Here is a 14,053-nt window from a genome sequence, read left to right as displayed (position 1 = left end):
TGACCAAAACAGAAAGCATGAAGATATTTTTACAACCTCATATTCAAGAGTTAAAAAATAAGGTATTAGAAATTGCGAAGATTGATAACATCATCGCCGCTGATTGCTATAAACTTGCATTGGATATCTCAACCAAAACGCACAAAACGATCAGTCAAACGACGATCAAACGTGTATACGGTTTTGCACACGCCCGTTATGCGCCCTCTACTTTTACGTTGAATGCGCTATCGCAGTATTGTGGTTACGATAGTTGGACAGACTTCATCAAACAGATGGAGACGCAAAAAGATGATTCCAAAGAACATATTACCTGGAACGAAATCGCACAAGCTGCACATAATATCACACGTTTTACCATCCAAACAAATAAACATAAGTGTGGAATTTCCTATTTATATACCATTGAACGGCAGTCGATCACAGATCATATTCAGCGTTTTTTAGAGACCGATACCACGGGCTGCATTATCAGTGCACCTTCAGGAATGGGCAAAACGATTGGTATCACGCATTGGGTAGATAGGCAATTGGCCGCAAACCATGTAGAAAACAGGAGTAACATTTTTCTACATGTGAACAGCTCTTCGCTCTTTTTTGCTGCGGGTTTTGGATTTCATAGCAACAAATGGCTGGCACATTTACTTAATTTTCCTCAACAACAACATTTTGAAGATTTTATCTTACAGTATGAAAAGGGAGCACCGGGAAATTTTTATATCATCATAGACGATTTCAACAATAATCTTATCAATAATCGATTATTTGACATTGTTTTTAAACAACTGATTGATATGACGGTCTATCTATCCAATTATCCCTGGATGAAGATCATCATTACGCTTCGTCCCTCTACTTGGCAAAAGTACGGGCACCTCATCGAAAATCATTCAGAAATCAATAAGCTCTGGTTTACCGATTTCCCTTGCAGCAAACGCGCAAATGCCGTTAACCTACCAGCCTTTACAAGCCAGGAGATCCATGAATTAATTGACAAGATTAGCAATGCCAAGGCTATCGACACAGATTATGCCAGAAAATATTTTCCGGTAATTAGCTTGCCCTTACACTTTCAATATTACTATCAGTTAAAAGGTGATAGTCTGGGAGTTGATCAACTAAATCCGGCAGATGAATTTGCAATTGCCTCTTTATACTTACACAAGAATATTCTTAAGGGCGCATTGGCTGCTGAAAAACAGGTTATGCTCAGCCAGCTGATTAGAATGGTGAATTTTTCGGATGATCACGCATACATCAACAAAAAAGAAGCATATGCCATTATTAAAGAAAATAACAGCATTTATAGCGAACTTTTGCATGCAGGCATCCTTTATGAACATCAAGAAGAAAAAGGTACGAGAGCCGCTTACCAGATAAGGTTCAAGTCGTTAGTTCTTGCTTCCTATTTTATCACTCAGGATGTTCTCGACAAACAACATGGGCAGGTCGATAAAGCCTTGATCGATTGGGTTCAAAGCAGCCCTTATACGGATAGCATAAAACTTACATTATTAAAGTGGTTTATCATTTTTTCACTTGAAACAGGTGATTTGGATATTTTCAACCACATGCAAGACGTTGAGTTCATTGAACCCTATCAAGCTTCGCTCATTTTATTTACCTGTAGCAACCTCGATTACGTAATAAATGCCAATCCAGCGATCGGTAGCACCCTTAATCGGGCTTTTGCCAACTCAGCCTTTATTGATATCGCCCTGGACCATATACTATTGGAAACAGAATATGAGCTAGCACTTAAAAAATTGCTTCAATATCATATTTCTCCACAACAAAAAATTTTACTTCACACTTCACTAGCCTTTTTTGAATTGCTATATCTGCGTGATGAAGAGACCTTGAAACATATTGAAATATTACGTTCAATGCCTCGAGAGCATTTTGCAGACTTTTCATTGAATCCCTTGCTCATTATCGAAAATATCCACCATTATTATCGGCATAACGTTTTAAAAGAAGATGCCATTGACGAAATACGTTTATTTTGCCGTTATCCTGAGCGGAGCACAAATCTTGTACATAAACAACTTATTTATGTCTTGGGCTACATTTTGTTAAAGATTAAAACTTCGGAGGAAATCACCTTGCAATATCTTCAGATTGTAAATCAGTATGGCTTGGATATGAATAGGAAAGTGACCAGCGACTTTAAAGCCTGTATTCAGCTGGCATTCGCCGAACGATATCTAGCGATGGATCAAACAGACCTTGCTTTACAAGCAAAGGAAGAGGCTGTACAGACAAATAGCTCCCACACGATCAATCGACTACAATTAGGCTTATTGGATCTGGACTTGTTAAGAAACCAGCATAGAGATTTCTTGCACCTTGCCCGCCAATTAATATTGATTTCAAAACAGTTTAATCTGAAGTTTTACGAGGCAAAAGTCAGAGTTTATGTTCTTTCCTCATTACAAGAAGATCAAAAGAGTTTAATAGCAGAACATCAAACGGCTTTGCAAGCCTTGTTCGAGCACAGTCGATATAAACCGGAAAGTTTTTATAACCTCCGTAAGGCCTCTTTAATCAATTCTTCGACGGTAAATTGAGCTATGTTGCTTTTTTGAATTTCGGTTAGTACTTTTTCAGCTTGCGCTTTATTGAAACCAAGCATTACTAAGGCTGTAAGAGCCTCCTCAGGCACAGACTGATGTTGGGGAACCGATATCAGGGTGTCGGCGCCCTCTTTCTTTAACTTGTCTTGCAGCTCTAATATAATGCGTTGCGCAGACTTAGGTCCGATTCCTTTAATGCGTTGTATTTGCTTTACATCGCCTTGGACAATAGCGGTTTGGATTTCAGTTGGCGTAATCGATGACAGAATCATTCGTCCTGTACTCGCTCCAATACCCGAAACAGACAGTAAGTGATTGAATAATTTACGTTCTCCTTCTTCTGCAAATCCATATAGTGAATGAGCGTCCTCTTTAACCTGAAAACTAACATAGAGCTTACATTGCTCACAATCCTTGATCTTACCGAATGTATACAAAGAAATGTTAACATGATAGCCGACGCCATTCACATCCAGTACCACATACGTGGGACATTTGTATACCAGTTTTCCATTTAAATATTCGTACATTTCTTTAGGTATTAACCTTTAGTTGTTAGTATAATTACTAGCTAGTTGGTTATCACCGACTAGCTAGTTAAAAAATCTACTTCTTTTTCTCTTTCCCTACCGCTTCTTTCTCTTTGGCTTGCACGTCGACGACCGCAATAGTGACCATATTCACAATTTCTCGGACAGAACTGCCTAGCTGTAAAACGTGCACCGGTTTATTAAGTCCCAACAAAATTGGTCCTACTGCCTCTGCTTCTCCTAACTCTTGCAATAATTTATAAGCAATATTACCTGATTCTAAGGTAGGGAAAACCAATACATTGGCGGGGCCGCCACTCAAATTGGTAAACGGGAAATTCTCTGCCAACATTTGACTATTAGTGGCAAAATTGGCCTGCATTTCTCCGTCCACTACAATATGAGGATATTTCTCATGCAGCGTTTTAACTGCATTACGCATCTTTGTAGGGATCTCCCCTTCGTTTGAACCAAAATTTGAGTAGGACAACATGGCAATTCGCGGGTCAATATTCATTTTCTTGACCGCATCATGCAGGAGTACCGTGATGTCTACCAATTCTTCTTCAGTTGGATTTTTGTTTACAGTTGTATCTCCAAAGAAAACAGGCCCTTTCTTTGTTAGCATCATATACATACCTGCAACGCGGCTACCTGAACGAGTACCAATGACATGCAGTGCCGGACGAATAGTTGTCGCATAATTTTTTGTCAAACCGGAAATCAGGCAATCTGCTTCACCGAACTCGACCATACTTGCGCCATAGTAGTTACGATCTAACATAAATTTATTAGCTTCTAACAAGGTAATACCGCGACGTTGCCTTTTTCTATAAAGTGCCTCTACATATTGTTTAAATTTTGGCGTATCGATCTCCTCCAACGGATCAATGATTGTAACATTTGGTAGGTCTAAAGCATGCTCGGAGATGATACGCTGGATCTTCTCCTTTCTACCCAGCAGAATGGGGTGAGCAATACCTTCATCTTTAACGATTTGGGCTGCTTTTAGGATTTTATAGTTATCTGCCTCCGCAAAAACAACACGTTTAGGGCTTTGCCGCGCTGCAGCACTTAAGTCGCGCATTAAGACGTCATCTAAACCTAAACGCTTTCTAAGATTTTCTTTATATGCTTCCCAATCTTTAATTTCTGCCCTTGCAATACCGGATTCGATAGCTGCCTTCGCAACAGCAGGGGCAACTTCCGTAATCAAACGCGGATCAGTTGGTTTAGGTATGATGTAGTCTTTACCAAATTTGAGGTTGTTTATATTATAGGCGAGATTTACAGATTCCGGCACCGGTTCTTTCGCCAACTTCGCAATAGCATATACCGCCGCTAATTTCATTTCTTCGTTAATACCTGTAGCTCGTACATCAAGGGCACCTCTGAATATATAAGGGAAACCTAATACATTATTCACCTGATTTGGATAATCAGAACGGCCTGTCGCCATGATAACATCCTTACGCGTTTTTACGGCCAAGTCGTACGCGATTTCAGGATTTGGGTTTGCCATGGCAAAAACAATGGGATTTTTGCTCATGGTTTTTAGCATATCGGCTGTTAGTACATCGGCCGCAGAAAGGCCGATGAATACATCGGCGTCTTTAATAGCCTCTTCTAAAGTATGAATGTTCCGATCAGTCGCAAATTCACCCTTTAATGCGTCTAGGTTTTCCCTATCTTTTCTTATTACACCCGCCCGATCAATCATCACAATATTTTCCGGCTTTGCACCTAGCGAAACATAAATACGTGAACAAGAAATAGCAGCAGCCCCAGCTCCATTAACAACGATTTTAACTTTTTCCAGCTTTTTCTTTTGTAACTCACAGGCATTGATTAAGGCAGCACCGGAGATAATGGCGGTACCGTGTTGATCGTCATGCATAACCGGAATAGACATTTCCTCTTTTAATCGACGCTCAATCTCAAAACATTCCGGCGCCTTGATATCCTCTAAATTGATTCCTCCAAACGTAGGTTCCAATATTTTAACCGTGCGGACAAAATCATCTACATTCTTGGTATCAAGTTCTAAGTCGAAGACGTCAATATCGGCAAATATTTTAAACAAAAGACCCTTTCCTTCCATAACAGGTTTCCCCCCCTCAGGTCCGATATCACCCAGTCCTAACACGGCAGTTCCATTGCTGATAACAGCCACCAAATTTCCTTTGGCTGTATATTTATAGACATCCTCTTTATTGGCGGCAATTTCCAAACAGGGATCAGCAACGCCCGGTGAGTAGGCCAATGATAAATCTCGTTGCGAATTCGTTGGTTTGGTAGGTATTACGGCAATTTTACCCGGACGGCCGTTAGCATGATAGTCTAGCGCATCTTGCTTACGATTAATTTTGCTCATTTTAATTATTTCTTTTATTCTATATTCTTTCTCATTTTTACCAACAATCGTATTTGTATGGCAAATCTGATGAAGCACCAAAGGTAGGAAGTTTTGTGAGTACTACCTAGCATTTCACCTATTGATTTGAGCAAGTGTTAAGATCATGGAAGGAAACGCGAATATATGCCCTAATCGGTATCACTTAACAGCGATGCCGGCTTAAAGCACCTATGAAGTATCTTTCGTGTAACCTTAAAGTACCTTCTCTGTAAATACATATTTTTGGCTCGTACATTTGCTTCATGTCTATTTAAACCCTAGCTATGATCAGATGAGGAGGTTAAGGATGCAGCAGTACATGATGATTAACGAGGGCCTATGATATAGTATAAGTTTTGTTAAAAATCTGTTAAAAAACAGAAGTAAATGAATAAATCGATAAATTAGCGATTTATAAAAAATTCGACAATCACTATATGAGACAGCTCAACCGATATTTACTTTTTGCTATTTTATCGTTTTACAGCCTACAAGTCTGGAGTCAATCCCGACAAAAAGGAATTAATTTAAATACCATTGTTGAAAAAACCAATACCTTAGCTACGCAGCAACCTATTGAAAAAGTTTATCTCCATTTTGACAAACCCTATTATGCTGTGGGCGACACCATATGGTTTAAATCTTATTTGACCAGTCATCATCAACTTTCGAACCTTAGTAAGGTTGTCTACATAGAGGTGCTCAATAGCCGAGATTCCTTAATGAAAACCTCCATGATTCCCAGCAATAACGGCACGGGCAATGGAAGTCTCGTTTTAGATCCGCTTATCTATAAACAGGGGAATTATCGCATTAGAGCATATACAAAATACATGATGAATTTTGACCCGGATTATTTTTTTAATAAAAATATCATTATTGGAGACGTTTTCAATAAAAGGGTAAAAACTCACGCTAGTTTTGTTGCTGCCCCTGGAGGAAAAGCAACAACTGTTAACGGCCGGATCCGCTATACAGACGAAGAAGGGAAGCCATTAATAGATAAACGGGTTTCCTGGGAACTTATGCGCGGCACAAGCAGCTTAAGCAAAGGAAGAGGTAATACTGACAAAAATGGCTATTTACAAGTAAGTCTATCGAATGAGCAACAACAGGCTTTAAAAGACGGGATATTAAATACGTCCATCAGTTTAGACAATAACCGTTCCGTTAACACAAGTTATCAACTACGTGGGGCATTTCAGACACCGGATGTCCAATTTTTTCCGGAAGGAGGATATTTAATTGCCGATTTACCGAGTGAAGTTGCCTTCAAGTCGATAGGAGGTGATGGATTGGGAATGGCTATCACAGGCAAAGTGGTAGATCAGCAGGGCCAAGAAGTTGCAAGCATTGAGACCCAACATCTAGGCATGGGCAAATTTAATCTAACACCTAAAGCAGATGCCGTGTACACTGCAAAAGTTACTACCGAAAATGGCGCTACGTACAGCTATCAACTTCCGAAGGTGCGGCCTTTCGGAACGAGTTTAGCCATTGATCCTTCAGACAGTTTAAACATAGCTGTGAAAATAATTTCGAATGATCTTTATCTACAACAAAATCAGAATAAAGTTTTCTCATTAGTCGCGCAAAGCGATGGTGTAATTTATTACGCAGCACAAACTCCTTTGAACAGTGCGAGCATCAATGCCTCCGTACCAAAAAATAAATTTCCATCAGGCATTGTACAATTCACGCTACTTTCTCCTTCCGGTATCCCTTTGAGTGAGCGACTGGTCTTTATTCAACGTGCTAACGAACTTAAACTTACATTAAGCTCCGATAAAAAAAGTTATGCAGCGAAGCAGGCCGTTCAATTACATTTAAATGCATCCACGGATAGCTCACAATCCGTTGGAACTTTTTCTGTTTCGGTTATTGACGAGTCGAAGGTTCCTTTCAACGAAAATGCAGAGACAACAATTCTTAGCAGCCTGTTGTTAACCTCAGATATCAAGGGTTATGTGGAGCAACCGAACTATTACTTCAAAAAAGTAACACCTGAAACTCGCAGCCATTTAGACATACTTATGTTGACGCAAGGGTATCGCCGTTTTGATTATAAAGATATTATCGGTGATAAAATACCTCCTGTTTCTTTCTTACCGGAACAGGGCATTGATATCACCGGCACACTCCGCCTATTAAACGGAATAGCAGTACCTAACGGCAAACTCGAATTGAGCATAGGCAATGATAAGAAGACAGTTGAAACTTACTCCGATGAACAGGGTAACTTCAAGTTTAGCAATGTTATGTTTACTGACTCGGCACAGGTCACTATCAGCGCAAGGAACAATGAGAACTATAAAAATTTAAAGATCACATTGAATGGAGACGCATTTCCTGCTATCACACCAGGTTTCACCGCACCGGACGAAATACTTAATATAGATAGTACATTAACGCCCTATCTTAAAAATAGTGCAAGGCAGTATCGAACTGAGCGGCTTTTAGAAGAAGTCGTTATTACGGAAAGAGTAGCACCAAAACCTCGCCATACGCAGTACCCGGCTTTATCAGGCTTAAGCCCTATCCCTGACCACCTGATTGACGGCGCTCGATTCACCGGTTGTAATCTGCTTATTAATTGCTTACAGACAGCCGCAATGGGTTTAACCTTTATGGACAACAACTTTTACATCACACGAGATTATAACCAAGGAAATCGGACACCGGTACAGGTGTTTTTAAATGGAATGGCCATTGATGTGAATGGCATCAATACCGTCAGTCCGGCAGAGGTGGAGTCAGTGGAGATATTTTTACGTGATGATTTGGGCACTGTAAACAGAACCTACCAAAGCAATGGCGTATTGGTGATCAACACGAAAAAGAAACCACAAGGTACGCGCATCAGCAAGGCTGAATTGGAAAATCTTTTGCCAAAATCTAACATCGTAACGATTACACCTTTAGGCTACCAAGCTGAACGCAGCTTTTACCTACCGAAATATACGCCAACCAGTACTCCCGGAATCGATTGGCGTACCACCGTTTATTGGAATCCGGATGTTATTACCGATAGTCAAGGGAAAGCGAGTTTCCAATTCTATAATGCTAGCGGCCTAGGCACTTATAAAGCTGTGGTAGAAGGCATCGATGAGAACGGCAATATCGGGCGGGCTGTTTATCGTTACAAGGTGGAATAAAAACAATCGTCAATGTGATAACCGCACAAAGTGGGTTCATAACCTTGCGATTACAATTAGCGAGTAGTTAGCCAATATGCAAATGTTGTATTGGCTAACGTTCTCTTTTTTTTCCGATTAAAAGTAAACCACATACACCTGCACAGGTAGCTAGCCCGTAGATTAGAAAAACCAATATACTGGGTAATTCGGGATGCAGCATCATGTAAATAATTCCAATAAAAGATATAAACCCGGAAACCATCGCGATCAGTGGTAACGATTTTTTCATACTTAGTAGTCTTCGATATTCAAAGCTAGGTAAAATCTTTTTAACAGCGTCCATTCTTTAATTTTATCGCCACATAAAAATGACAAAGTATGTATAGATAAGCTGTGTTAATGACTTGCAAATGAAGGGCATTTTGTCTATGTTTGTGCCCTTAAATGAAGAGATCTTAAAATGGGTAACAACCAGCTAAATCCCTCTTAAACAGCTTTATGCTCTGTTACTTAGATTGAAACTGCGTCTATAATTCATACATGAATGAACTTAAACATAAATTTTCAAGAGAAATTTGAGGAACGCCATATTGCGCCGAATAAGCAAGATGTTCCTGAGATGCTTAAAACTATTGGCGTTAATAGCATCGATCAGTTGATTGATGAAACCGTTCCAACTAAAATTCGTTTAAAAAGTCCCTTAAGCTTACCACCAGCTTTAACTGAAACGGGATATTTACAGCGATTGAAGCAAATTGCTTCTAAAAACAAAGTGTTCAAATCTTACATCGGCCAAGGATATTACGATGTGATTACACCCAGTGTTATTTTGCGAAATGTATTTGAAAATCCAGGCTGGTATACACAATACACACCTTACCAAGCTGAAATAGCACAAGGCAGATTACAGGCGTTATTAAATTTCCAAACGGTTATCATTGACCTTACCGGTATGGAAATAGCGAACGCATCCTTATTAGACGAGGCAACTGCTGCAGCAGAAGCGATGTTTATGCAGTATAGCCTACGTAAAAATAAAGATGCCGATACTTTTTTTGTATCAGAGAATGTTTTTCCACAAACCTTAGATGTATTAAGGACACGTTCCGTTTCTTACGGCATCAAACTTTTAGTTGGTGATCATACTTCGATCGAATTTAATGAAAATATCTTTGGAGCTCTAGTCCAATATCCGGCCGGCGACGGTAAGGTATTTGATTACCGCAGCTTTGCTGAAAAAGTTCATGCACATCAAGCAACTTTGAGTGTTGCGGCCGACCTGATGAGCCTTACCTTGCTAACGCCACCGGGAGAATGGGGAGCAGACATTGTGGTTGGTTCCTCGCAACGCTTTGGTGTCCCTATGGGTTTTGGCGGTCCTCATGCAGCTTTCTTTGCAACAAAAGACGCTTATAAACGTAATATTCCCGGTAGGATTATTGGGGTCACCATCGACTCATCGGGGAATTACGCGCTGCGAATGGCTTTACAAACACGTGAACAGCATATTCGACGGGACAAAGCTTCCTCTAATATTTGTACGGCGCAGGCGCTTCTTGCTATTATGGCGGGGTTTTACGCCACCTATCACGGACCACAAGGCTTACGCGCTATTGCAGAAAGAATTCATGGACTAGCTGTGCTTTTGTCTAATACGCTTACATCGCTTGGCTATAGACAAGAGAATGAGGCCTATTTTGACACGCTAACCTTCCATCTTGGGGATTTATGTAATCCGTTACACGCAGAAGCGCTGAACCATGAAATGAACTTTCACTACCAAGGCGAAACCGTCCATATTTCATTAGATGAGACTACCAGCTTGGAGGATATCAAAGAAATTGTTCGTGTTTTTGCGAAGGTAAAAGCAAAAAATTTGGCGGATGTTGAATTCAAAACATCAGCACTGGAAAGCGTAATCCCAACCGCGCTACAACGTACCTCGGCCTATTTAACGCATGAAGTGTTTAACACGCATCATGCTGAGCACGAAATGCTACGCTACATCAAGTCACTCGAAGCTAGAGATTTATCGCTCTGCCATTCGATGATTCCACTGGGATCTTGTACGATGAAGTTAAACGCTACAACCGAAATGATACCTGTATCTTGGGAGTCGTTCAATAGAGTACATCCTTTTGCCCCCATCGATCAGGTTGGTGGTTATATGCAAATGCTTGACGAGCTAAACCGGTGGCTTTCTGCCATCACCGGCTTTGCTAAAATGAGTTTTCAACCCAATTCGGGTGCACAAGGTGAGTATGCAGGTCTCATGGTTATTAGAGCATACCATGAAGATCGAGGCGACCATCACCGCAACGTCGTGCTCATTCCATCGTCTGCACATGGTACCAACCCGGCCTCTGCTTCGATGGCCGGCATGAAAATCGTTGTTGTAAACTGTGATGAGCGTGGTAATATTGATGTGGCCGATTTGCAATCCAAGGCTGAACTGCATAAAGATAATTTAAGTTGTTTGATGGTTACCTACCCATCTACCCATGGGGTATTTGAAGAATCGATTATCGATATTTGCCAGGTTATCCATGCAAATGGCGGTCAGGTATATATGGATGGTGCCAACATGAACGCGCAGGTTGGTTTAACAAGTCCTGCAAGTATCGGCGCAGATGTTTGCCACCTCAATCTTCATAAGACTTTTTGTATTCCGCACGGTGGTGGTGGCCCCGGGATGGGACCTATTGGTGTTGCCGAGCATTTAGTACCCTTCTTACCTGGCCATGAAGTGGTTAATATTAATGAAGGCAAGTCTATCTCTGCCGTTGCAGCAGCACCGTTTGGATCAGCTTCTATTTTACTTATCTCGCATGCTTATATCGCGATGATGGGTGCCGACGGCCTAACCAATGCTACTAAATTTGCTATTCTTAATGCCAATTATATTAAGGCTAGGCTTGAACACGATTATAAAATATTGTATGCAGGCGCTAGTGGCCGATGTGCCCATGAAATGATTCTCGACTGTCGAAGCTTCAAGAGTTATGGTGTTGAAGTAGGCGATATTGCTAAACGCTTAATGGACTACGGCTTCCATGCACCAACGGTGTCTTTCCCTGTTGCCGGTACGCTTATGGTAGAACCGACAGAATCGGAGCCAAAAGCAGAATTAGATCGTTTTTGCGATGCGCTTTTGGCTATCAGAAGGGAGATTGCTGCCATTGAGTCGGGAGCGGTGGATAAAAACGAAAATGTATTAAAGCATGCGCCACATACTTTGGCAGTAGTTAGTGCCAATGAATGGAATAGACCTTATACAAGGGAAGAAGCCGCATATCCTCTCCCATATGTTGCTGCACATAAATTTTGGCCCGCAGTAGGAAGAGTGAATGATTCTTACGGTGACCGCTCTTTAGTATGTTCTTGCCCGCCTTTAAGTGAATATGAGGAGGCAGCCGCGAGCTATTAGGAGGTAAGCGGTTAGGTATTAGCTATTAGTTGTTCGCTAATGGCTAATACCTAAATGCTAACAGCTAATTAAACCGTTTTCACAAAACGTTCGTCGTAATTTTCTATATCAATAATATAATGGTTTTGAATGAGGAAATCAAAGAGTGGTTTGGCTTCCGGAGATACCGGCATATTTTGAGTAGTTATGATTTCATTGTTTTTTCTATCTAGATAAGGATAAACATACAGCTTTACGTTTTTACTGAACATGCCACTCACGTAGGCTAACAACTCATCAGCATAACTTTCACCGTAGTTTTTGGAGTTGAAGATATTACGGAGATTGGAAATATTAGTAGAAATACCGACATTGTTTGGTTTAAACTGGGCAAGGAATTCAGCCAATTTATGATTTCTCGTGAAATTAGACACCAGAATATGATTCCCCGTAGCACATAGTTCTTCAGCTCGCTTAGCGAAATATTCCAAATCTTCGTTACTCAGGACGGGATGATCCTCCAACGCGTTTGACATCAGCACCTCAATCATAACAAGAAGATTTTTATCCTTGATTCCCAGGTTGCGCTTAAACTGATCAACAGCCAAATTGAATAAATCAAAATTTGGATTGGATTTCTGTTTATATTTTGTTCTCAGAATAATAACATCCTTTTTGTAAAGAAAGTCTTTTGCCTGATGTGCATGCCCCTCTTCGTCGAAGATTGCAGCCCGTGAGAAGCCTTTAGCGATGAGGTACAAATTAACCAGCCGTTCACTCACATTTTTAAATGCAGATCCATTCAGCTTAACTAAGTCGATTTCAACCGATCCCGCAGCTAAATTGTCCACCAGGCTTTCAATCATCGTTTGTACATCATGAATATAAAAATAAGCCGCGAATACAAGATTAACACCTAATACCCCTAAAACTTTTTGTTGCAATGAAGCGTCGCTATCTAAGAGGCGTACATGAAAAATAATATCATTTGGCTCCCCTCCTACTTCCGATTGAAAGCGAAGTCCAATCCACCCATGTGGATCGTTCGTTTTACTAAAATTCAAGGTAGTTACCGTATCGGCAAAGGCAAAGAACTTACGGTTCTGATATTTAGGCCCTTTCAGTCGATCGGTAAGCAGCTGGTATTCATGATCGAGCATCTTCTCCAAACGCGAACTACTCACATAGCGTCCGTTTGCCTCAGCGCCATAAATGGCATCGCTAAAAGCCATATCGTATGCACTCATAGTTTTAGCGATGGTTCCCGACGCCGCTCCAGCGGTGAAAAAATTTCGTGCTACTTCCTGTCCGGCACCTATTTCCGCAAAAGTGCCGTAGATCTGTTCACTTAAATTAATTTTTAGCGCTTTACGCTTATTTTCCAAAATCTCTCTTGCCATGGGGCAAAGGTAAAGATTTAGTTAAGAGTTCTAAACGATGAATGAGGAGTTTTTTACAACTCATAAAGCGCATAAAAGAGTGCTGCCGTATGAAGTGCTTGGCCAATCTTATTTTCTTTTAGTAACCTTTTGACGTCATCAACTGAATAAAGCAAAATCTCAATTTCTTCCTGATCATCCAAAGCCTGTTCTTTCACTTTCACCCCACCTTTAGCCACATAAGTTGTCGTAATATTAGTGCTCGTTGCAGGGTTAGGATACAAATCCACGAGTTTTTCCATTGTCGTGAAAGCGTAGCCGGTTTCTTCCAGCATTTCGCGTTTAGCAGCAGTCAGTGCATCTTCACCTTCATCAATGACTCCTCCCGGTATTTCCAAAAACTCTTTACCAGCGCCATGGCGATATTGCCTTACTAAGATTATTTCGTTTCTTTCAGTAAATGCTACCACATTTACCCAATTCGGATATTCCAATACATAATATTCCGGCACGATATGGCCATTAGGCATTTCGCACGAATCTTTTCTTAAGACGGCCCAAGGGGCCTTTACTAAATATTCGGATGTTAGGGTTTTCCACTTCATGTGTTTAAGATAGATGGGAGGCGTA

Annotated in this window: 8 protein-coding genes; 3 read left to right on the top strand and 5 right to left on the bottom strand. The window is 40.7% G+C overall.

What is annotated here, in order from left to right; genetic code table 11:
• Nucleotides 1-17: 17 nt before the first annotated feature.
• Nucleotides 18-2,570: a hypothetical protein gene (locus tag ACH11B_RS10695; protein WP_377613457.1), complete on the top strand. Its 2,553-nt coding sequence runs from the start codon at nucleotides 18-20 to the stop codon at nucleotides 2,568-2,570.
• On the opposite strand, the gene ruvA is transcribed toward ACH11B_RS10695, so the two are convergent.
• Both ruvA and ACH11B_RS10685 read right to left on the bottom strand, forming a co-directional pair.
• A complete protein-coding gene (ruvA, locus tag ACH11B_RS10690) occupies nucleotides 2,522-3,106 on the bottom strand; it encodes a Holliday junction branch migration protein RuvA (RefSeq protein ID WP_377613458.1) in 585 nt (194 codons plus the stop codon). The genes ACH11B_RS10695 and ruvA overlap by 49 nt on opposite strands.
• A 76-nt stretch (nucleotides 3,107-3,182) precedes the next feature.
• On the bottom strand, nucleotides 3,183-5,480 hold the full coding sequence (locus ACH11B_RS10685; RefSeq protein WP_013665367.1) for an NADP-dependent malic enzyme: 2,298 nt from the start codon (nucleotides 5,478-5,480) through the stop codon (nucleotides 3,183-3,185).
• A gap of 458 nt (nucleotides 5,481-5,938) precedes the next feature.
• Here ACH11B_RS10685 and ACH11B_RS10680 point away from each other — a divergent pair, with 458 nt between their 5' ends.
• Nucleotides 5,939-8,656, top strand: coding sequence for a carboxypeptidase-like regulatory domain-containing protein (locus tag ACH11B_RS10680; RefSeq protein ID WP_377613459.1), 2,718 nt, complete (start codon nucleotides 5,939-5,941; stop codon nucleotides 8,654-8,656).
• Between the two features lie 94 nt (nucleotides 8,657-8,750).
• On the opposite strand, the gene ACH11B_RS10675 is transcribed toward ACH11B_RS10680, so the two are convergent.
• Entirely contained in the window at nucleotides 8,751-8,927 is a 177-nt protein-coding gene (locus tag ACH11B_RS10675) for a hypothetical protein (protein WP_165446977.1), read from the bottom strand.
• Between the two features lie 255 nt (nucleotides 8,928-9,182).
• Here ACH11B_RS10675 and gcvP point away from each other — a divergent pair, with 255 nt between their 5' ends.
• A complete protein-coding gene (gene gcvP, locus ACH11B_RS10670; RefSeq protein ID WP_130856241.1) occupies nucleotides 9,183-12,065 on the top strand; it encodes an aminomethyl-transferring glycine dehydrogenase in 2,883 nt (960 codons plus the stop codon).
• A 68-nt stretch (nucleotides 12,066-12,133) separates the two neighbouring features.
• On the opposite strand, the gene ACH11B_RS10665 is transcribed toward gcvP, so the two are convergent.
• Nucleotides 12,134-13,444, bottom strand: a complete 1,311-nt coding sequence (locus ACH11B_RS10665; RefSeq protein ID WP_013665364.1) for a hypothetical protein — start codon at nucleotides 13,442-13,444, stop codon at nucleotides 12,134-12,136.
• 53 nt (nucleotides 13,445-13,497) lie between these two features.
• A complete protein-coding gene (locus ACH11B_RS10660) occupies nucleotides 13,498-14,028 on the bottom strand; it encodes an NUDIX hydrolase (protein ID WP_013665363.1) in 531 nt (176 codons plus the stop codon).
• Between the last annotated feature and the right edge of the window lie 25 nt (nucleotides 14,029-14,053).

The organism is Olivibacter sp. EAT-5, from assembly GCF_044784325.1.
Taxonomy (GTDB): Bacteria; Bacteroidota; Bacteroidia; order Sphingobacteriales; family Sphingobacteriaceae; genus Olivibacter; species Olivibacter oleidegradans.
Note: the sequence above shows the minus strand (reverse complement) of the source record. Positions and strands in the feature narration are given on the sequence as shown.

Excerpts from the sequence above, each read along its gene's own strand:
- ACH11B_RS10695 (WP_377613457.1), top strand. The coding sequence starts at position 18 with ATGAAGATATTTTTACAACCTCATATTCAAGAGTTAAAAAATAAGGTA.
- ruvA (WP_377613458.1), bottom strand. The coding sequence starts at position 3,106 with ATGTACGAATATTTAAATGGAAAACTGGTATACAAATGTCCCACGTAT.
- ACH11B_RS10685 (WP_013665367.1), bottom strand. The coding sequence starts at position 5,480 with ATGAGCAAAATTAATCGTAAGCAAGATGCGCTAGACTATCATGCTAAC.
- ACH11B_RS10680 (WP_377613459.1), top strand. The coding sequence starts at position 5,939 with ATGAGACAGCTCAACCGATATTTACTTTTTGCTATTTTATCGTTTTAC.
- ACH11B_RS10675 (WP_165446977.1), bottom strand. The coding sequence starts at position 8,927 with ATGAAAAAATCGTTACCACTGATCGCGATGGTTTCCGGGTTTATATCT.
- gcvP (WP_130856241.1), top strand. The coding sequence starts at position 9,183 with ATGAACTTAAACATAAATTTTCAAGAGAAATTTGAGGAACGCCATATT.
- ACH11B_RS10665 (WP_013665364.1), bottom strand. The coding sequence starts at position 13,444 with ATGGCAAGAGAGATTTTGGAAAATAAGCGTAAAGCGCTAAAAATTAAT.
- ACH11B_RS10660 (WP_013665363.1), bottom strand. The coding sequence starts at position 14,028 with ATGAAGTGGAAAACCCTAACATCCGAATATTTAGTAAAGGCCCCTTGG.